Raw genomic sequence first — 21432 nt, 5'->3', positions numbered from 1 at the left:
GACGCAGTAAGACTAACCCACCCTACGATTCGTCGTTTTTCCCAGCTTCTCCGCGCAAGAAGCCGCATGCCCCGCATCACATGATCGCAAGCGTTGAATTCTCAACGTGCGAGATATTTTTGGCATGAGCGACAAGGCCGTCATCACCTGCGCGCTGAACGGCGTGCTCACCGACCCCAAGCAGCACAACGTGCCCGTGACGCCCGAGCAGATGGCGCGCGAGGCCAAGGCTGCGTTCGATGCCGGCGCGTCCATCATGCACATCCATCTGCGCCAGCAAGCGCCGGGCAAGGGACATCTGCCGTCCTGGGAGGTCGCTGTCAGCAAGGAGATCCAGCAGGCGATCCGCGAAGCCTGCCCTGGCGTCATCATCAACCACACCTCGGGCGTGTCGGGGCCGAACTACTCTGGCGCGCTCGACTGTATCCGCGAGACCAAGCCGGAGATCGCTGCCTGCAACGCCGGTTCGCTGAACTACCTGAAGGTGAAGGCCGACAACAGCTGGGCCTGGCCGCCGATGATGTTCGACAACGCGGTCGAGAAGGTGAAGGACTATCTCGACGTCATGAATGCGGTCGGCACCATCCCCGAGTTCGAGTGCTTCGACGTCGGCATCGTCCGTTGCGTCGGCATGTATCGCCAGGTCGGCATGTACAAGGGCCCGCTCGAATATAACTTCGTGATGGGCGTGGCGTCCGGCATGCCCGCTGATCCCGAGCTGCTGCCTATCCTGATCAAGCTGAAGCGCCCCGAGGCGCATTGGCAGGTCACCGCGATCGGCCGCGAGGAGATCTGGCCGCTGCATCAGCGCTGCGCCGAGCTCGGCGGTCACTTGCGCACCGGTCTCGAGGACACCTTCTATCTCGCCGACGGCAGGAAAGTGACGTCGAACGGCCAGCTGATCGAGGCCGTTGCCGCCTGCGCAAGGCGTGCGGGCCGCGAGATCGCGAGCCCCGCCGAGGCGCGGAAGATCTTTGGGACGAATCGCTGAACGCAGTTTCACCCGTCATTGCGAGCGAAGCGAAGCAATCCAGAATCTTTCCGCGGAGGCAGTCTGGGATTGCTTCGTCGCTTCGCTCCTCGCAATGACGAGCAGGATAGACTCATGTCCATTCTCGAAAACACCATTTCCCCCGGCAGCGCGGCCTACCACGCCAACCGCGACGGCATGCTCGCGCTGATCGACCGTATGCGGGCGCTGGAAGAGCGCACGCGTGCGGCATCGGCGGCAGCGAAGGACCGTTTCCACAAGCGCGGCCAGCTGCTGCCGCGCGAGCGCGTCGCGCTGGTGCTCGATCCCGGTGCGCCGTTCATCGAGCTGTCGACGCTCGCCGGCTATATGTTCGACGTATCAGATCCCGCCAAGAGCGTGCCGGGTGGCGGTGTCATCGCCGGCATCGGCTTCGTCTCGGGCATCCGCTGCATGGTGAGCGCCAGTGATTCCGGCATCGATGCCGGCGCGTTGCAGCCTTTCGGCCTCGACAAGACGCTGCGGGTGCAGGAGCTCGCGCTGGAGAACAAGCTGCCTTACGTCCAGCTCGTCGAAAGCGCCGGCGCCAACCTGCTGCGCTACCGCGTCGAGGACTTCGTCCGCGGCGGCAACATCTTTCGCAATCTCGCGCGGCTCTCGGCAGCGGGTCTCCCGGTCGTCACCGTCACGCACGGCTCCTCGACCGCCGGCGGGGCCTATCAGACCGGCCTCTCCGACTACATCGTCATGGTCCGCGGCCGCACCCGCGCGTTTCTCGCTGGTCCCCCATTGCTGAAAGCGGCGACCGGCGAGATCGCGACCGAGGAGGAACTCGGCGGCGCCGAGATGCACACGCAAGTGTCGGGCCTCGGCGACTACCTCGCCGAAGACGACCGCGACGCGCTGCGCATCGCGCGCGAGATCATGGCGGCGTTGGAATGGGAACGGCCGGGCAAGACGGTTGCTCAATTCAGGCCGCCGCGCTACGACCAGGACGAGTTGCTCGGCATCATGCCGATGGACCACAAGCGCCCTGTGGACATGAAGCAGGTGATCGCCCGTATCGTCGATGATTCCGACTTCACGGAGATGGCGCCGAATTACGGCCCGGCCACCGTCTGCGGCCATGCGCGTATCGAGGGGCAGGCCATCGGCATCATCACCAACAACGGCCCGCTCGATCCCGCCGGCGCCAACAAGGCGACGCATTTCATCCAGGCCTGCTGCCAGACCCGCACGCCGCTGCTGTATCTGAACAACACCACCGGCTATATGGTCGGCAAGGCCTACGAAGAGGCCGGCATGATCAAGCACGGCTCGAAGATGATTCAGGCGGTGACCTCGGCGACGGTGCCGCAGATCACCCTCTACTGCGGCGCGTCCTTCGGCGCCGGCAATTACGGCATGTGCGGGCGCGGCTTCCATCCGCGCTTCTGCTTCTCCTGGCCCAATGCCAAGACGGCGGTGATGGGCGGCGAGCAGGCCGCCGAGACCATGGCGATCGTGACGGAAGCGGCCGCCGCGCGCCGCGGCAAGCCGATCGAGAAGCACAAGCTGGACGCCATGAAGGCTGAGATCATCGGCGTGTTCGACGGCCAGATGGACGTGTTCTCGACCAGCGCCCGCGTGCTCGACGACGGCGTGATCGATCCGCGCGACACCCGCGCCGTGCTGTCCGAGGTGCTCGCGATCTGCCGTGAGGGCGACGCGCGCTCGCCCCAGCGCATGCAGTTTTCGGTGGCCCGCCCATGAGGAACGGATCAGTGCAGCACCGGCCGTTCTTCAAGGTCCTGGTCGCCAATCGCGGCGAGATCGCGCTGCGCGTGATGCGCAGCACGCGACGGCTCGGCCTCGGCGTCGTCGCGGTCTATTCGGATGCCGATCGCGATGCCCTCCACGTGCGGCAGGCCGACCAGGCCGTGCGCATCGGCGAGGCGCTGCCCGCGCGATCCTATCTCAACATCCCCGCGATCATTGCCGCGGCGAAGGCCAGCGGCGCGGATGCCGTGCATCCCGGCTACGGCTTTCTCGCCGAGAACGAGGAGTTCGCGCGCGCCTGCAAGGAGGCCGGCCTCGTCTTCATCGGCCCGTCGCCGCAGGCGATCGAGGCCATGGGCAACAAGGCCGGCGCAAAGGAGATCATGAAGAAGGCCGGCGTTCCCATCGTGCCCGGCTATCAAGGCGCCGATCAAGGCGATGAGGTCATGCTGGGGGAAGCCAAAAAGATCGGCTTTCCCGTGATGATCAAGGCGGTGGCCGGCGGCGGCGGCCGTGGCATGCGGCTCGTCACCGATGCGGGCTCCTTTCCCGATGCTCTCCGCAGTGCGCGGTCGGAGGCAAAGGCGGCGTTCGGCGATGCCACGGTCATCCTCGAACGCGCCATCCAGAATCCCCGCCACATCGAGATCCAGGTGTTCGGTGACAGCCACGGCAACGCCATCCATCTCGGCGAGCGCGACTGCTCGGTGCAACGGCGGCACCAGAAGCTGATCGAGGAGGCGCCGTCCCCCGCGGTCACGCCGGAGCTGCGCGCGAAGATGGGGGAGGTCGCGGTCGCGGCGGTGAAGGCGCTGCGCTACGAAGGGGCGGGCACGCTGGAGTTCCTGCTCGACGAACGTGGCGAGTTCTATTTCATGGAGATGAACACACGCCTTCAGGTCGAGCATCCCGTGACCGAGGCGATCACCGGGCTCGATCTCGTCGAACTGCAGCTGCGCGTGGCGCGCGGCGAGCAATTGCCGGTGAAGCAGCACGATATCCGCTTCGAGGGCCATGCCATCGAGGTCCGGCTTTGCTCGGAGGATGCCGCGCATGATTTCATGCCGCAGTCCGGCCGCATGGCGCGCTGGCAGGTGCCCGACGGCATCCGCGTCGAGCACGCGTTGCAGTCAGGCTCGGAAATTCCACCGTTTTACGACTCCATGATCGCCAAAATGATCAGCCATGGCGCGACGCGCGAGGAGGCGAGGGGGCGGCTGATCGTCGGCCTCGAGCAGCTCACGGCGTTCGGCGTGATCACCAATCAGGCGTTCCTGATCTCCTGCCTGCGCCACCCCGGCTTCGCCAAAGGCGAGGCGACGACGGCCTTCATCGGCGCGCATCGCGACGAGCTGCTGGCATCGCGTGCCGACGCGGCATTCGACATGGCGCTGGCGGGCCTCTTGCTCTACGTCACGAACCCGCGCGCGCCGTCTTGGCAGAGTGGCCGCAGCCTGTCGGCAGCATTCCCGCTGCCTGCGAAGATCGAGATCGCCGGACACGCGCACGAACTTGAAATCACTCGCGAGCACGATGGCGGCTACACTGTCGCCGCCGAAGGCCGCAAGGACAAGTTCGAGATCGAGCAGCTCGATGCCAACGCGATCCGCTTCCGCCACGACGATATCATGGACAGCGCCAAGTTCCTGCGCGACGGCGACCGGCTCTACCTCCAGCATCGCGGCGTTCCGTTCGCCGTCACCGATCTCACCCTCGCCGCGCCGAAAGCGGCGGCAACGAATGGCGGCGACGGAAAGGTCCGCGCCGCCATGAATGGCCGCGTCGTCGCCGTGCTGGTAAAGCCGGGCGATCGCGTCACCGCAGGCCAGCCGGTGTTGACGCTGGAGGCGATGAAGATGGAGCACGTCCACAAGGCCGGCCTCGACGGCGTCATCGCGGCGATCGACGTTGCAGAGGGTGAGCAGGTGACGACGGGCAGGATCGTGGCGGAGATCGAGGTGGGGTAGCGCTCGCGTCATTGCGAGGAGCGACGCGACGAAGCAATCTGCATCCGGGGAAAGATTCTCGATTGCTTCGCTGCGCTCGCAATGACGACAGGCGGAATTATCGACCTCGCCCCGTCCCCTCATTCAACAAACACGCCACTCGGTGCCTGTCGCCCGCATCCACCAGCGCCGGCCGCTCCGTCCTGCATCGTTCCATCGCAAACCGGCAGCGGGTGTGAAATGCACATCCCGATGGCGGATTGACCGGGCTCGGCACGTCGCCGTCGACCAGCGGCGCGAGCTTCTTCGCCAGCGGGTTGGCGATCGGCACGGAGGCGAGCAGGGCTTGCGTGTAGGGATGACGTGGGTTGCGGAACAGCTCGTCCTTGTCGGCGATCTCGACGATGCGGCCGAGATACATCACGGCGACGCGGTGGCTGATATGGGCGACCACGGCGAGGTCGTGCGCGATGAAGAGGTAGGAGAAGCCGTGCCGGCGCTGCAGGTCGATCAGCAGGTTGATCACCTGCGCCTGGATCGAGACGTCGAGCGCGGATACCGGCTCGTCGCAGACGATCAGACGCGGCTCCAGCGCGAGCGCGCGTGCGATGCAGATGCGCTGGCGCTGGCCACCCGAAAACTGATGCGGGAAGTTGCGCATCTGGTCGGGTCGCAATCCGACCTGCTCGAACAGTCTTGCGACCCGTGCCTCCAGTTCCTTGCCGGTTGCAAGCCCATGCACGGCGAGCGGCTCGCCGACGATGTCGCCCGCCGTCATGCGCGGATTGAGTGAGGCAAACGGGTCCTGGAACACGATCTGCATCGAACGGCGGTGCGGACGCAGTGCCGTCTTGGAAAGGTGGGTGATGTCCTGGCCATCGAGACGAATTTGGCCCGAGGTCGGCTCGACCAGCCGCAGCACGCTCCGCGCCACCGTCGACTTGCCGCAGCCGGATTCGCCGACGAGGCCGAGCGTCTCGCCGGCATGAAGGGAGAACGAGACGCCGTCGACCGAGTGCACGGTGCCGACCTGTCGTCGCAGCACGCCGGCGCGCACCGGATAATATTTCTTGAGGTCGGTGACTTCGAGCAGCGCCTCGGTCATGCAACCTCCGCGACTTCTTCGGCGCGCCAGCAGGCGGCGAGATGGCCGCCGCCCCAGTCCGCGAGCGGAGGATATTCTGCCTCGCAGCGCTTGATCGCGAGCTTGCAGCGCGGCGCGAAGGCGCAGCCCTTCGGCAGTCGCACCAGCGAGGGCACCGTGCCCGGAATTTCGTTCAAGCGCGCCTGTGCCGGTGCGCCGGATGCAGGAACGGCCGGGATCGAGGCCATCAGCCCGCGCGTGTAGGGATGTTTCGGTGCGGCGAACAGCGCCTCGACGCCGGCTTCCTCGACCTTTCGCCCCGCATACATCACGATCACGCGCTGCGCCGTCTGCGCGACGACGCCGAGATCGTGCGTGATGAGGACGAGACCGGTGCCGAGTTCCTTCTGGAGATCGAGGATCAGCGCCAGAATCTGCGCCTGGATGGTGACGTCAAGCGCGGTGGTCGGCTCGTCCGCGATCAGCAGCGCCGGCCGGCACGCCAGCGCCATCGCGATCATCGCGCGCTGGCGCATGCCGCCGGACAGCTGATGCGGATATTCGCGCGCGCGTCGCGCCGGCTCGGGGATGCGCACCAGGCGCAGCATCTCGACGGCGATGTCGTGTGCTTCCTTCGACGAGATGTTTCGGTGCAGCCGCACGGCCTCGACGATCTGGTCGCCGATCCGCATCACCGGATTGAGCGAGGTCATCGGCTCCTGGAAGATCATGGAGATGCGGTTGCCCCTGACCGCGCGCATCTCCGTTTCATGCAGCGCCAGCAGGTCGGTGCCTTCGAGCGACACGGAGCCGCCGACGATGCGGCCGGGCGGATCGGGCACGAGCCGCATCAGCGAGAGCGCGGTCACGCTCTTGCCGCAGCCGGATTCGCCGACGATCGCCAGTGTCTCGCCGCGCTTGACGCTGAAGGAGAGGTCGTCGACAGCCTTGAAGAGGCCGGAATTGGTGAAGAACACCGTCTTCAGGTTCCTCACGTCGAGCACGAGATCGGATTTGTCCGCCATCAGCCGCGTTGCCTCGGGTCCAGGATGTCGCGCAGAGCGTCGCCGAACAGATTGGCGCCAAACACGGCGAGGCTGATGGCGATGCCCGGGAAGATCACGAGCCAGGGCGCGGTGCGGACATATTCGGCGGCAGATTCGGATAACATGCGGCCCCACGACGGATAAGGCTCGGGAATGCCGAGGCCGAGGAAGGAGAGCGAGGCCTCTGTGAGGATGGTCGAGCCGAGCTGGGCGGTCGCGAGCACGATCAGCGGCGCCAGCGTGTTCGGCAGCACGTGGCGCAGCGCGATGCGCATCTCGCTCATGCCGATCGACTTGGCGGCCTCGACGAAAGGCTGCTCGCGCAGCGCCAGCGTGTTGGCGCGGATCACGCGCGACACGGTCGGGATCAGCGGAATGGAGATGGCGATGATGACGTTCGGCAAGGAAGGGCCGAGTGCTGCCGTCATGATGAGGGCGAGCACCAGCAGCGGCAGCGCCTGAAGAACGTCGGAGACGCGCTGGAATACGAGATCGACCCAGCCGGACAGATAGCCCGAGGTCAGCCCGACGATGACGCCGATCGTGCCGCCGAGCGCGGTCGAGCCGATGCCGACAGCGAGCGAGATCCGCGCGCCGTGGATGATGCGGCTGAACACGTCGCGGCCGAAGGAATCCGTTCCCATCCAGTGGGCCCAGCTCGGGCGCGCTAGCGCGCGCGCGGAATCGACCGTGAGGGGATCGTAGCGGGCGATGAAGTCGGCAAAGATCGCGGTGAGCACGAACACCGTCATGATAATGAGCCCCGCCGCGCCCAGCACGTGCCGCTGCGCCAGAAACAGCACGCGCCGCCAGCCACCGGTGGCATGCGCGCCGGCTCGCCTCAGTTCAACGTCGAAGTCGATCGCGGCCAAGCTGATCTCCTAATCCGTGTACCTGATCCGCGGGTCGAACACCGCGTAGAGCATGTCGACGGTGAAATTGGCGAATACCACGACGACCGCGATGAACATCACGAGGTTCTGCACGATCGGATAGTCTCGCCAGCGGATCGCCTCCACCAGGAAGCGCGCGACGCCCGGAATGTTGAACACCGTCTCGGTGACGATCAGGCCGCCGATCAGGAAAGCCGCCTCGATGCCGATCACGGTGATGACGGGCAGGATCGCGTTCTTCAGCGCATGGTGATAGTTCACCGCGGCATCGGAGGCGCCCTTGGCGCGGGCCGTGCGGATATAGTCCTGCCTCAGCACCTCCAGCATCGAGGAGCGGGTGATGCGCATGGTCAGCGCGGCGCTGCGGAAGCCGACGGCTGCGGCCGGCACGGCGTAGGTCGCGAACGCCTCGAGCCAGGTCTGCGGATTCGGATTGAAGATCGGCATCTGGCCGAACATCGCCACCGACGCGGTGAGGATCAAAAGTCCGAGCCAGAACGAGGGCAGCGACAATCCGCTGAGGCTGACGACGCGGAGCGCGTAGTCGAGCTTTGTCCCCTGCTTCACCGCGCTGATGACGCCGAGCGGAATGCCGATCGAGGCAGAGAACAACAGCGCAAGGCCGGCGAGCCGCGCCGTGATCGGAATCCGCGGCAATATTTCCTGCAGCGCCGGCTTCTCGGAGACGTAGGAGTAGCCGAGATCACCGCGCAGGAAGCCGCTGATCCAGTGCCAATATTGCACGATCAGCGGCTGGTCGATGCCGAGCTCCTTCTCCAGATTGGCCTTGTCGGCGGGATCGACGTAGCCGGCGGCCGCGAACAGGATGTCGACGATATTGCCGGGCACGATGCGCAGCAGGAGGAAGATGACGACCGAGATCCCGAACAGGGTCACGAGCATCAGGAACAGGCGTCGCACCAGATAGGCAAACATCCTTCGCCCTCCGCGAGCCGCTAGTCTTCAGCCTGACGTGCTACTTGTCGAGCCACACATCCTCATAGCGAAAGCCGTTATAGGAGCTGTTCGACATGATCGTGACGCCCTTGACGTAGGGCTGCCAGCAAGTGCCGGCCCGTGCATGGAAGATGATCGGGCGGGCGACGTCCTCCTGCAGCTTCTTGTCGATATCCCAGACCAGCGGCTTGCGCTTGGCTGTGTCGGTCTCCTGCGATTGCACGTCGAACAGCTTCTCGATCTCCTTGTTGCAGTAATTGGTGTAGTTCCGTTCCGAGCCGCAGGAATAATTCTCGTAGAACGACTGGTCGGGATCGTCGACGGAGTTGCCGGTGAGGTTGAGGCCGAGCATGTAGTCCTTGCGCGCGACTTTCGGGAACCAGTTCGCGGTCTCCACGACGTCGAGCTCGCCGTCGATGTAGATGCTCTTGAGCTGGTCGATCAGGATGACGGCCGGATCGCGATATTCCGCGAGGTTGCGCGTGGAGATCTTCACCGCGAGATGCTTGTCGGGGCCGTAGCCCGCCTTCTGCATCAGCTTCTTCGCCTCCTCGCGGTTCGCATTCACGTTCGGACCGTAGCCCGGAATGGTCTCGAGCTTGTCCTTGGGCATGCCCCAGATGCCTTGCGGCGGCGGCAGCAGGGTCCCGCCGATATCGGCCTGGCCTTCGAACAGGATGTCGACGAAGGCCTTGCGGTCGAGCGCAAGTGCCACCGCCCGGCGGATATCGATGTTGTCGAACGGCGCTGAGGTCGAATTGACGATGATGTTGGTCGAAACGTTGGTCGGCTCGACCACGCAGATCGCGTTCGGCGCCTGCGACTTGATGTCCTTCAGCAGCGGGATCGTGATGTGCGTCGGGAAGGTCATGTCGAACTTGCCGGCGACGAAGGCGAGAATCGCGGTCGAGCGGTTCGGGATGATCGTGTACTCGATGCCGTCGAGATGGGGCAGGCCCTTCTTCCAATAGTCCGGATTCCGGGTCAGCTTGATCGATTCATTGGCCTTGAACTCGACGAATTTGAACGGTCCGGTCCCGATCGGATGGGTGCGCATGTCCGCCGGCGAGACGTGACAGGGATAGATCGGCGTATAGCCGGACGCGAGCATCGCCAGCAGCGAGGGTTGCGGCCGCTTCAGGTCGAAGGAGACCTCGAAATCGCCGTTCGTCGTGATGCCGTTGACTTCGTTGTACCAGGCCTTGCGTGGATTCTGCCGCAGCTTCTGCTGCGATTTGCCCATCAGGAGATCGAAGGTGCATTTGACATCGGCCGATGTGAACGGCTTGCCGTCGTGCCACTTGACGCCTTGGTGCAGCTTGAACGTCAGCTTCTTGTTGTCGCTGCTCCAGGACCAGCTTTCGGCCAGTTCGGGCCTGAGGGTATCAGGGCTGTTCTGCGCAATGTGCTGATCGTAGATGACGAGATTGTTGAAAACCCCCATGAACGGCACGTTGACCGAATAGGTCGCGCCTTCGAGGATCGACGCGTTTGCCGGACTGTCACGATGATACATCCGCAGGACACCGCCCTGCTTGGGCTCGCCGGCGAGCGTGTTGGTTGAGGCCGTCAGCACAGATAGCGCCGCCATTGCGGCGAGCGCCCACACGCTCCGCATGCTCATCCTCCCTGGACATCGGCCTTTTGCGGCCTGTTGTCGTAACGATAGCACGCAAGTTGAGGGAGGCAACCGGTAAGGCCGCTTGCAGCCTCGACAATTCGGATGACGCAAGGCCGCAGGGTTTTCCTGGTCCCACATGTAAGAGTGCAGGTGCGAAGAGGTGCGGAACTGAAGTGTCCCACTGCTCATCAAGCACTCCGCCGTCGTCCCGGACAAGCGAAGCGCAGATCCGGGACCCATATCCACAAGGAGGAATTTTGCGAGGACTCGGAGTGATCTGCTCGCGCGACAACCGCTCCCTGTGGTTATGGGTCCGGGTTCGCGACCTCGTCGCGCCCCGGGACGACACCCTTTGTCTGGTCACGTCTCGCGCATGAGTGGACCGAAGGTCTCACACGATCCTTGACGCCTTGTTCCCCCAATACCTGTCCCTGAGAAGCCGCTTGTACAGCTTCCCCGTCGGCAGTCGCGGCAACTCCTTCTCGAAATCGACCGAGCGCGGCACCTTCTGCCGCGACAGCGATCTTGCGCAGAACGCGATCAGCTCTTCGGCGAGAGCCGGCCCTGGCACCACGCCCGGCATCGGCTGCACCACCGCCTTCACCTCTTCGCCGAGATCGGCATTGGGCACGCCGAACACGGCGGCATCGGCGACCTTCGGATGGGTGATCAGCAAGTTCTCGCATTCCTGCGGATAGATGTTCACCCCGCCGGAGATGATCATGAAGGTCGCGCGATCGGTCAGGTACAGGAAGCGGTCGGCGTCGACATAGCCGACGTCGCCGACCGTGCTCATGCTGCCGTCGGGCGAGCGCGCTTCCCTGGTCTTCTCGGGATCGCTGAAATATTCGAAGGGCGTTGCCGTCTTGAACCAGACCTGGCCTGGCGTGCCGGTCGGGCACTCCCGCATGTTCTCGTCGAGGATGTGGAGGTCGCCGAGCAGCACCTTGCCGACGGTGCCGCGGTGGCTGAGCCATTCCTCGCTGTTGCAGGCGGTGAAGCCGAGGCCCTCGGTCGCGCCGTAATATTCGTGGATGATCGGTCCCCACCATTTGATCATGTCGTCCTTGACCAAGGCCGGGCAGGGCGCGGCGGCGTGGATCGCGATCTCCAGCGAGGAAAGGTCGTAGCGGCACCGCACCTCCTCCGGCAACTTCAGCATGCGCGAGAACATCGTCGGCACCAGCTGCGTGTGGGTGATGCCCCATTTCTCGACGAGCTGGAGGTAGCGCTCGGGATCGAAACTCTCCATGATGATCACGGTGCCGCCCATGCGGATCGTGAGGTTCACGGCGGCTTGCGGAGCGGAGTGATAGAGCGGTGCGGGCGACAGATAGACCATGCCTTCCCGGTAGTGCCAGAGCTTCGTCAGAAAATCGAACAGCGGCAGATTGTGCTTCGGCGGCTCTTCGGGCAGGGGCCGCAAAATGCCCTTCGGCCGTCCCGTCGTGCCGGACGAATAGAGCATGGCAGTACCGAGCCACTCATCCCCGATCGGTGTTGTCGGCATGTCTGCGGCCACCTCCGCAAGCCCGACGATGCGTTCGCTCTCACCCGGGCCATCGGCGACGATGCAGAGCCTGACGTCGGGGCAGGCCTGGATCGCCTCGCGCGCGATGCCGAGCTTGGCAACGGACGTGATCAGGATCTTCGACCGGCTGTTGACGAGGAGATAGGCGAGCTCGCCCGGCGTCAGGAAGGAGTTGATGCAGGTGTAGTAGAGCCCGGAGCGTTCACCCGCGCCGCAGGCTTCCAGATAGCGCGAATTGTTCTCCATGAAGATCGAGTAGTGATCGAGCCGCCTCAAGCCGTGCCTGCGGAACAGATGCGCCAGCCGATTGCTGCGTACCTCGAGCTCGCGATAGGTGACGGCCTCGCCGGTCGCCGCCATGATGAAGGCGGGCTGCAGCGGGCGCAGGCGGGCATGCGTACCAGTATACATCGATCCTCCGGCTTTCAATTATGCGGCGAGAAGCAGGATTTCGCGCACGTCGGCGGGGCCATCGATCCTGCGTGGATTGCGCGGAATCCAGTTCGTACGCATCGCCTGCTCGGCGATGGCATCGAAATGCTCCGGCGACACGCGCACCTCGGCGAGGCTGCGCGGCATGCCGAGCGAACGGATGAAGGCATCGAGCACGTCGGCGGCGTTGTGGCCGGGATAGCCCATCGCGGCCGCGACGATCATCTGGCGTTCGGCATTGTCGCGTGCATTCCAGCGCATCACCGCCGGCAGCATGATGCAGGAAGTGTAGCCGTGCGGCACGGCGAAGGCCGCGCCCAGGACGTAGCCGATGCCGTGGCTCGCACCCATCGGCACGCCTGCCGAAAGCGCGCCCATCGACAACCAGGTGCCGATCTGCGCGTCCATACGCGCGTCGAGATCGGCAGGATCGGCCTTCACCCGCGGCAACGCGTCGGCGAGCATGGCAAGTCCCTTCACTGATTGCGCATCGGCATAGGGATGCGTCTCGCGCGAACAGATCGCCTCGACGCAATGATCGACGGCGCGGATGCCGGTGGACAGGAACAGCCATTCCGGCGTGTGCACGGTGATGGCCGGATCGAGGATGGTCGCGCGCGGCACCGTGAGCGGATGCCGCAGCATCTGCTTGACATGCGCGGCTCGGTCGGTGACGCCCGCGATCGCGCTGAACTCGCCGCCGGCGATCGTGGTCGGCACGCTGATCTGCCGCACGATCGGTGCATTCATCTCCGGCGCGATGCCCTTGTGGACGCGAATGCGATCGATGCCTTCGATATCGTCGATGCCGTTGGCAAGGCAGAGCTGCACCGCCTTGGCGCCGTCGGTGATCGAGCCGCCGCCCACGGTGACGATCAGGTCGGCGTCCGCCTCGCGCGCCGCCCGGGTCGCGGCGATCACCGCCTCGCGCGGCGTATGTGCCGGCATCGTGTCGAACAGGCCGGCGCAACGCGGGCCAAGCGCCTCCCTGATCTTCGTGATCTCGTCGGTCTTCCGGTTGAGCGTACCCGAAACCATCAGGAACGCGCGGCGTGCTCCCAGCCGGTCCATCTGGGCGACGATGGCGCCGGCTGCAGGATGGCCGAACACGACCTCCTCGATCGCGCCGAAAACGACACGTCCCTGATGCACGCCTGTCCTCCCAGGACAATTCGTCTTGTTTTTGGTGGGACAATCTAGCCGACCCCGTCGCGCCCGTCATGTGCGAAGACGCTGGCGCCCTTTCGTCTCTTCTCCTCGCCTGCGACCGGGCAACCGCATGAGGCGATGGGCATACCGAAGTTTCCACGGCGTCAGGGCCGGGCCTGTCCCGGCCATACACGCCTTGCCACGAGGCAGGAAGATCGTGGGATGCCCGGGACAGGCCTGCGCAGGCCCGGGCTGACGACCCGAGAAGCGACAGGCTGGGACTCAATCCTCGAGCACGGCGGTCCACGCTGCCCTCGCACGCGCCTGTCAACCCGCCATCCGGCCAGGCAAACTTCGAAGCGTTGCGCATGCTTTGGTCTTGCAGAGTTCATCTTGGCCACCCATCTTGTGGCGCCCGCAGGTAGAGGCGTACCCTGCTTTTTTCCGCGGTTTTTGTGCGAGGACCTGGGATGAGCGGACCGGACGGAAGCGAGCCATTTGTCAAAACGCACGATTTCGTTCGGCTCAGCGCGATCGGTGGGCTTCTCGCCGCGGCGTTCGCCCTGTCCGGCTGCGACAAGCCGGCTTCGCAGGCTGCGGCGCCGCCACCTGCGCCGGTGACCGTCGCCCAGCCCGTCAAGCGCACCGTCACCGACTGGGACGAGTTCACCGGCCGCTTCGAGGCGGTCGAAGAGGTGCAGGTACGCCCGCGCGTCGGCGGTTTCGTCAACTCGGTCGAGTTCCAGGACGGCGCGATCGTGCGCCAGGGCGATCTGCTCTACGTGATCGATCCGCGACCGTTCGAGGCGGTGGCCACGCAGGCGGAGGGCCAGCTGTCGGATGCACGGGCCAAAGTGGAGCTTGCCAAGCGCGAGCTCGACCGTGGTCTCAACCTGGTGCAGACCAGCGCGGTCTCGGAGCAGGTCGTCGATCAGCGCCGCCAGGCCTTGCAGGCCGCACACGCCGCCGAGATGCAGGCCGAAGGCGCGCTGAAGGCCGCTAAACTCAACATCGAATTCACGCATGTGACGGCGCCGCTGACGGGCCGCGTCAGCCGTCATCTCGTCAGCCCCGGCAATCTCGTGCAGGGCAGCGATAACGGATCGTCGACGTTGCTGACCTCCATCGTGACACTCGATCCGATCTACATCTATTTCGACATGGATGAGGCGACCTTCATCAAATATAGCAAGCTGTGGTTCGAGGGACGGCGGCCAAGCTCGCGCGATACGGCGAACCCGGTGCAAGTGACACTCGCCGGCGAGACCAAGCCGTCTCACGAGGGTACCATCAACTTCCTCGACAATCGCCTGGACGTCTCGACGGGAACGCTGCGCAGCCGCGCGGTGATCAAGAACACCGATCTGTCGATTCTGCCCGGCCAGTTCGGCCGCGTCCGCCTGATTGGCAGCGCGCCCTACGAAGCGCTGCTGATTCCGGACGCCGCGATCGCGACCGATCAGTCCCGCAAGATCGTTTTCGTGGTGAAGCCTGATGACACGGTCGAAGCGCGCCCTGTGGTGCTCGGGCCGCTCGACGAGGGTCTGCGCGTGATCCGCGAGGGGCTGAAAGCAGACGATCGCGTCATCGTCAACGGCATCCAGCGCGCCCGCGTCGGCGCCAAGGTTGCCCCGCAGACCGCGCAAGCCCCGGCCGGTGGCAAGTCATGAATCTCGGCCGTCTCTCCATCAACCAGCCCATCCTGGCGATGGTGCTGTCGATCGTGCTCCTGATTGTCGGCGCGCTGGCCTACACCACGCTGCCGGTCTCCGAATATCCGCAAGTGGTGCCGCCGACCGTCGTCGTCACCACGCAATATCCCGGTGCTTCCGCGCAGACCGTGTCCGACACGGTGGCAGCTCCCATCGAGCAGGAGATCAACGGCGTCGAGGACATGCTGTATCTCTACAGCCAGGCGACCTCGAACGGCCAGCTCACCATCACCGTCACCTTCAAGCTCGGCACCGATCTCGACAAGGCCCAGGTGCTGGTGCAGAACCGCGTCGCCATCGCGCAGCCGCGCCTGCCCGAGGAAGTTCAGCGCAACGGCGTCACCACGCGCAAGAACTCGCCCGACATCCTGATGGTCGTGTTCATGCTGTCGCCCGACGACACATTCGACCAGCTCTACATCTCGAATTACGCGCTGCTCCAGGTCCGCGACCAGCTCTTGCGCATCGACGGCGTCGGCGACATCCAGATCTTCGGCGCGCGCGACTATTCGATGCGATTGTGGCTCGATCCTGACCGCATCGCCAATCTCGGCCTGACCTCGACCGAGGTGCTGGCCGCGATCCGCGCCCAGAACGTGCAGATCGCGGGCGGCCAGATCGCCGAGCCGCCGATCGCCGACCGCGCCTTCCAGCCGAACCTCACCTTCACGGGGCGCCTGAAAGATCAGAAGCAGTTCGAGGACATCCTGATCAAGGCCGGCTCCGATGGCCGCACCGTGCGCCTGCGCGACGTCGCCCGCATCGAGCTCGGCGCGCTCTCCTACACCACCAACAGCTTCCTGCTGCGCAAATCGGCGGTCGCCATGCTGGTGACGCAGCGGCCCGGGTCAAATGCGCTCGCGACGGCCAAGAACATCTCCGACACCATGACGAGGCTCAAGCAGAGCTTCCCGAAAGGCCTCGACTACAATATCGGCTACAACCCGACCGAGTTCATCGCGCAGTCCGTCCACGAGCTGATCAAGACCATTTATGAAGCCATGCTGCTGGTGGTCGTCGTGGTGCTGGTGTTCCTGCAGGGCTGGCGGCCTGCGATCATCCCGATCATCGCGATCCCGGTGTCGCTGGTCGGCACCTTCGCGGTGATGGCGGCGCTGGGCTTCTCCATCAACAATCTCACTTTGTTCGGCCTCGTCCTTGCCGTCGGAATCGTGGTCGACGATGCCATCGTGGTGGTCGAGAACGTCGAACGCCATCTCGAGCACGGTTTGAGCCGGCGCGATGCGGCGCTCAAGACCATGGAGGAGGTCGGCGGCGCGCTGGTCTCGATTGCGCTGGTGCTGTGCGCGGTGTTCGTGCCGACCGCGTTTCTCGGCGGTATCTCCGGGCAGTTCTTCCAGCAATTCGCCGTCACCATCGCGGTCGCGACCGCGATCTCCTGCTTCTGCTCGCTGACGCTGTCGCCGGCGCTGGCCTCGCTGATCCTCACGCCGCACGAGGAGAAGCGGCCGCCGGCCGCTTGGAATCTCATCGCGCGCGGTTGGAATGCCTTCACCGGCGTGTTCAACCGCGTGTTCGATCGGCTCTCGCACGGCTATGCCGGTCTTGCCAATTTCGTGATCCGGCATTCGGTGATCATGCTCCTGATCTATGTCGTGCTGATCGGCAGCGCCGGTTGGCTGATCGGGACCACATCGCAGGGCTTCATTCCGGCGCAGGACCGCGGCTATGTCATCATCTCCGTGCAATTGCCGGGGGCGGCGTCGCTGGCGCGTACGACGGAGATCGTGCGCGAGGTCGAGCGAATCTCGCTGGATACGCCGGGTATCATCCGCGTTGCCGCCTTCGCCGGCTTCTCCGGCGCGACGCGCACGCAGGCCGGCAACGCGGCCGCACTGTTCCCGGTGTTCGATGAACCCGAGGTGCGCCTGAAGAAGGGGCTGACCGCGAACGCCATCACGGCCGAGCTGCGCAAGCGGCTCGCCGCGATCCAGGGGGCGTTCATCATCGTCATTCCGCCGCCCGCCGTGCCCGGCATCGGGACCGGCGGCGGTTTCACCATCCGCATCCAGGACCGCCAGGGCCGCGGGCCGGAGCTGCTCGCCGCGGCCACCGACGAACTTGTCGCCGCGGCGCGCAAATCGCCCTCGCTGCTCGCTCCCTCGGTGTTCTCGCCGTTCTCGGCCAACACGCCGCAGCTGTTCGTCGACATCGACCGCACCAAGGCGCAGAAGCTCGGCGTGCCCATCGCCAACATCAACGACACGATCCAGACCTATTTCGGGTCGACCTATGTCAACGACTTCAACCTGTTCGGCCGCACCTACCACGTTACCGCACAGGCCGACTTCCCGTTCCGGAAGGAGCCAAGCGACCTCTCGCGGCTGCGCACGCGGAACGCTTCGGGTGACATGGTGATGCTTGGCAGCGTGGTCGAGTTCAAGGACGTCTCCGGTCCTGATCGCGTCGCGCGCTACAATCTCTACGCAGCGTCCGAACTCCAGGGCGAGCCGGCGCCGGGCACCAGCTCGACTACCGCGCTCAACGCCATCAAAAAGCTCGCCGACGACACGCTGCCGAGCGGCTTCACCTTCGAATGGACCGACCTGTCCTATCAGCAGGTCACCGGCGGCAATGCGGGCCTCTACGTGTTCCCGATCTGCGTCCTGTTCGTCTATCTCGTGCTCGCCGCGCAATATGGCAGCTGGACGCTGCCGTTCGCGGTGATCCTGATCGTGCCGATGTGCCTGCTGGCCGCCACCATCGGTGTGCGCATCATGGGCCAGGACGTCAACATCCTCACCCAGATCGGCTTTGTCGTGCTGGTGGGACTGGCGGCGAAGAACGCGATCCTGATCGTCGAGTTCGCGCGCGACATCGAGAACGAGGGCAAGCCGCGGCTGGAGGCCGTGATCGAGGCCTGCCGGCTGCGCCTGCGGCCGATCCTCATGACATCCTTCGCCTTCATCCTTGGCGTGCTGCCGCTGGTGATCTCGAGCGGCTCCGGCTCGGAGATGCGACAGGCCGTCGGCGTCGCCGTGTTCTTCGGCATGATCGGCGTCACCCTGTTTGGGCTTCTGTTCACGCCGATCTTCTACGTGGTGGTGCGGAACGTCGCGGAGGGGCGGCGGGACAAGAAGCCGGAGGTGGTGGGCTCCTAGTTGTCCGTGGTGGTCACTCGCGTCCCCTCATTCACAGTGTCATCCCCGCGAAGGCGGGGATTTATAACCACATGGATGAGTTGACGAAGGCTGGCAACTCCCAGCTCGCGCCAAACTCCTCCCTGTGGCTGGGTCCCGGATCAGCGCTCCGCTCCGCTTCGCTCGTCCGGGACGACAGCGGCTATTTGGCGCGCAGAATCCCATACCAGCGACCAACACGAAATCGATGGGCACGCGCGGGGTTCTTCACTAGTATCCGCGCGATTTCACAACAGAAGACTGCTGGGAGTTAACATATGAAGTCAGCCTGTTTGGCCGCTGTCGCAACCTCTGCCGTATTGCTCGCCGCGCCGGCCTCCGCGCAAGGCGTCAAGATCGGCATCCTCAACGATCAGTCCGGAGTCTATGCCGACTACGGCGGCAAATGGTCGGTTGAAGCGGCCAGGATGGCGATCGAGGATTTCGGCGGCGAGGTGCTCGGCCAGAAGATCGAACTCGTCACCGCCGACCATCAGAACAAGCCGGATCTTGCCAGCTCGATCGCACGGCGCTGGTACGACGTCGAGAACGTCGACATGATCACGGAGTTGACGACCTCTTCGGTCGCGCTCGCGATCCATGAGCTCTCCAAGGAAAAGAAGAAGATCGATATCGTCGTCGGCGCTGCAACCTCGCGTCTCACCGGCGACGCATGCCAACCCTATGGCTTCCACTGGGCCTACGACACCCGCGCGCTCGCCGTCGGCACCGGCGGTGCGCTGACCAAGGCCGGTGGTGACACCTGGTTCTTCCTCACCGCGGACTATGCCTTCGGCTACGCGCTGGAAAAGGACACCAGCGAGATCGTCACCGCCAATGGCGGCAAGGTGGTCGGCTCGGTGCGCGTGCCGCTCAACTCCTCGGACTTCTCCTCCTTCCTGCTGCAGGCGCAGAGCTCGAAGGCGAAGATCGTGGGCCTCGCCAATGCCGGCCTCGACACCACCAACTCGATCAAGCAGGCGTCCGAGTTCGGCATCGTCTCCGGCGGCCAGAAGCTCGCGGGCCTCCTGATGACGCTCGCCGAGGTCAACGGCCTCGGCCTTCAGGCCGCGCAAGGCCTGGTGCTCACCGAGGGCTATTACTGGGATCTCAACGACAAGACGCGCAATCTCGGCGAACGCTTCTTCAAGCGCACCGGGCGGATGCCGAGCATGATCCACGCCGGCACCTATTCGGCGACGCTGAGCTACCTGAAGGCCGTCAAGGCCGCCGGCACCAAGGATCCGGATGCCGTCGCCAAGAAGCTGAAGGAGCTGCCGGTCAACGACGACTTTGCGCAGGGCGGCAAGGTGCTCGAGAACGGCCGCATGGTCCACGACATGTACCTGTTCGAGGTCAAGAAGCCCTCGGAATCAAAGAAGCCGTGGGACTATTACAAGCTGCTGGCCACCGTCCCCGGCGACAAGGCCTTCTTTACCGCCAAGGAAAGCGGCTGCCCGCTGACGAAGTGAGGGAAGAGGCACAGCGAGCGCCACACACTCGGTGTCGTCCCCGCGAACGCGGGGATCCATAACCCCAGGGAGACGTGTGGCGCGAGATCCCCGCTCCGAGTCTTCGCAAAACGACTTCCTGTGGGTATGGGTCCCGGATCTTCGCTGCGCTCGTCCGGGACGACAGCGGAATGTATGGCGGCGGATTGCCTCACACCAACCGCCACATCACCGCTCCCAGCGCCCCAACCCACAGCGCAAAGGCAGCGAGAATCTGGATCGCGAAGCCCGGGCCGCGCTTGGCCGCCGCCTCCGAATAGCCGATGAAATAGACGATGCGGCCGATGATCCAGACCACGCCCAGCCCTGCTGCGATCGCGTCGCTGATATAGATCGCGAACAGCCACAGCGCCGGGAGGAAGATCGGCATCCATTCCAGCGTGTTCATCTGGATGCGGAAGGCCCGTTCGAAATCCGGATGACCCGACATCGCAGGCACCTTGACGCCCGTCTTGGTACGAGAGCGCGAGACATTGATGCTGGTGAAGAAATAAAACGCGATCGCCAGCAGCGTGACGAGGGCGGTGAGATGATACATCGCGAATCCCCTTGACGAGACCGCGCTTCAATACCCGGTCAGCTCGAGATAGCCAACGCCGTCATGCGTTCCGGAAAAGCTGATCGGCCCTTCCCAATAGGAAAAGCCGGTCCCCATCCAGGCCCTGGGATTGAGAGGCCTGCACAGGATCGAGAATGATCGCGAGGGGATTGCGATCTGCCATTCCACCGGCAGCTTGCGCCCCGCGACATCCGCAGTGGCCCTCGGCATCATCTGGATGTCGCCTCCCGCAATCATCTGCGTCTCGCCTGTGGCGCTGATCCAGTTGCCGAACGGATAATCCTTGCCGTCCTTCTGCCGCAGCCGGTACAGCATCAGCTTGTCGCCGGATGCGAGATGCAGTGAGAGCCAGTCCCAGCCGGTCTGGTCGGCATCGAGCGGCTGGCTGCTCCACTCCCTGTCCATCCAGGCCTGGCCCGACACGTCGACCGGCCTGTCGTCGACGGTGAGCGTGCCGCGCGCGCGATAGAACGGCTGGCTGTAATAGTAGGACGCCTGTCCGCGTTCCGACTTGCGGCTATAGCCGGCATCGCCCTGCAGGACCACCGGACGATCGGCCTCGAGCGTCAGCGCATAGCTGAAATCGGTGCCGGACGCCTTCAGTGTCAGCGGTGCCAGTGTGCGATCGTCGGTGCGCTCGAAGCCCTTCATCTCCCAGTCGTCGATCCAGGCATCGAACGGCTTGGCCGTCACGCCGGCCTGCCCCACGCCGCCGCGCGAAAACGTTTCGCTGAAGCGGTGGGTGTCGGGCCGTGTCACCGCTGCATGCGCCATCCACACCTGCTGATTGGCCCAGCCTTCGCCTTGCGGGCCCGGCTGCGCGGCCTGGCGGAACAGCGTCCATTGCAGGCCGCAAGCCGTGCCGCCGCCATCGACCAGGTTTGCCGTGAGATACCACCACTCGATGCGAAACTCTGGATGCGGCCCGTGATCGGCGGGAAAGGTGAATGTTTTTCCCGGCGTGACCTTGGCAAAGCCGTCGGCGGTCTCGCCGAGCCCGGCATAGCCCTGCGCGCCGGCGCGCCGCGCGAGAGCGAGGGCGGCGATGCCGGCGGCGAAGGCGCGCCGCGAGATCCGGTCAGCGCTCATTGGCAAACACCTTGACGAGAGTCGCCGGCTGCAT

The 21432-nt window shown here is 64.8% G+C and carries 15 protein-coding genes; 6 read left to right on the top strand and 9 right to left on the bottom strand.

The annotated features are described in order from the left end of the window. Positions 1-124 precede the first annotated feature (124 nt). The 3 genes from IC50_RS10170 to IC50_RS10160 all read left to right on the top strand — a co-directional run bounded on the left by IC50_RS10170 (position 125) and on the right by IC50_RS10160 (position 4695). Complete coding sequence (locus tag IC50_RS10170; RefSeq protein ID WP_035703620.1) at positions 125-991, top strand: 3-keto-5-aminohexanoate cleavage protein; 867 nt, start codon at positions 125-127, stop codon at positions 989-991. Between the two features lie 114 nt (positions 992-1105). After that, positions 1106-2722 (top strand): acyl-CoA carboxylase subunit beta, encoded by a 1617-nt coding sequence (locus IC50_RS10165; RefSeq protein WP_035703618.1) that lies wholly within the window; start codon positions 1106-1108, stop codon positions 2720-2722. After that, positions 2719-4695, top strand: a complete 1977-nt coding sequence (locus IC50_RS10160; RefSeq protein WP_035703616.1) for an acetyl/propionyl/methylcrotonyl-CoA carboxylase subunit alpha — start codon at positions 2719-2721, stop codon at positions 4693-4695. The genes IC50_RS10165 and IC50_RS10160 overlap by 4 nt, the downstream gene beginning before the upstream one ends. Before the next feature lie 97 nt (positions 4696-4792). Here IC50_RS10160 and IC50_RS10155 read toward each other — a convergent pair whose 3' ends face one another. The 7 genes from IC50_RS10155 to IC50_RS10125 form a co-directional block, all read right to left on the bottom strand. Beyond that, on the bottom strand, positions 4793-5779 hold the full coding sequence (locus tag IC50_RS10155; RefSeq protein ID WP_035703614.1) for an ABC transporter ATP-binding protein: 987 nt from the start codon (positions 5777-5779) through the stop codon (positions 4793-4795). Further along, a complete protein-coding gene (locus IC50_RS10150) occupies positions 5776-6783 on the bottom strand; it encodes an ABC transporter ATP-binding protein (protein WP_035703612.1) in 1008 nt (335 codons plus the stop codon). Before IC50_RS10150 ends, IC50_RS10155 begins: the two co-directional genes overlap by 4 nt. Beyond that, complete coding sequence (locus tag IC50_RS10145; RefSeq protein WP_035703610.1) at positions 6783-7676, bottom strand: ABC transporter permease; 894 nt, start codon at positions 7674-7676, stop codon at positions 6783-6785. Before IC50_RS10145 ends, IC50_RS10150 begins: the two co-directional genes overlap by 1 nt. Positions 7677-7685: 9 nt before the next feature. Then, positions 7686-8633, bottom strand: coding sequence for an ABC transporter permease (locus tag IC50_RS10140; protein WP_035703608.1), 948 nt, complete (start codon positions 8631-8633; stop codon positions 7686-7688). A gap of 40 nt (positions 8634-8673) precedes the next feature. Continuing rightward, positions 8674-10272, bottom strand: coding sequence for an ABC transporter substrate-binding protein (locus IC50_RS10135; RefSeq protein WP_035703622.1), 1599 nt, complete (start codon positions 10270-10272; stop codon positions 8674-8676). Between the two features lie 394 nt (positions 10273-10666). Further along, on the bottom strand, positions 10667-12217 hold the full coding sequence (locus tag IC50_RS10130; RefSeq protein WP_035703606.1) for an AMP-binding protein: 1551 nt from the start codon (positions 12215-12217) through the stop codon (positions 10667-10669). Between the two features lie 18 nt (positions 12218-12235). Next, complete coding sequence (locus IC50_RS10125; RefSeq protein WP_035703605.1) at positions 12236-13390, bottom strand: iron-containing alcohol dehydrogenase; 1155 nt, start codon at positions 13388-13390, stop codon at positions 12236-12238. 467 nt (positions 13391-13857) lie between these two features. Here IC50_RS10125 and IC50_RS10120 point away from each other — a divergent pair, with 467 nt between their 5' ends. The 3 genes from IC50_RS10120 to IC50_RS10110 all read left to right on the top strand — a co-directional run bounded on the left by IC50_RS10120 (position 13858) and on the right by IC50_RS10110 (position 19711). Continuing rightward, positions 13858-15057 (top strand): efflux RND transporter periplasmic adaptor subunit, encoded by a 1200-nt coding sequence (locus IC50_RS10120; RefSeq protein WP_035703603.1) that lies wholly within the window; start codon positions 13858-13860, stop codon positions 15055-15057. After that, on the top strand, positions 15054-18221 hold the full coding sequence (locus tag IC50_RS10115) for an efflux RND transporter permease subunit (RefSeq protein WP_035703602.1): 3168 nt from the start codon (positions 15054-15056) through the stop codon (positions 18219-18221). The genes IC50_RS10120 and IC50_RS10115 overlap by 4 nt, the downstream gene beginning before the upstream one ends. A 296-nt stretch (positions 18222-18517) precedes the next feature. Beyond that, entirely contained in the window at positions 18518-19711 is a 1194-nt protein-coding gene (locus IC50_RS10110; RefSeq protein WP_035703600.1) for an ABC transporter substrate-binding protein, read from the top strand. Between the two features lie 190 nt (positions 19712-19901). Here the strand turns inward: IC50_RS10110 and IC50_RS10105 are convergent, their stop codons facing one another. After that, complete coding sequence (locus tag IC50_RS10105) at positions 19902-20288, bottom strand: MAPEG family protein (protein ID WP_035703597.1); 387 nt, start codon at positions 20286-20288, stop codon at positions 19902-19904. A 27-nt stretch (positions 20289-20315) separates the two neighbouring features. Then, positions 20316-21398, bottom strand: coding sequence for a lipocalin-like domain-containing protein (locus tag IC50_RS10100; protein ID WP_035703595.1), 1083 nt, complete (start codon positions 21396-21398; stop codon positions 20316-20318). Between the last annotated feature and the right edge of the window lie 34 nt (positions 21399-21432).

It is taken from the genome of Bradyrhizobium genomosp. I (2014) (assembly GCF_000261685.1).
Lineage (GTDB): Bacteria > Pseudomonadota > Alphaproteobacteria > Rhizobiales > Xanthobacteraceae > Bradyrhizobium.
Note: the sequence above shows the minus strand (reverse complement) of the source record. Positions and strands in the feature narration are given on the sequence as shown.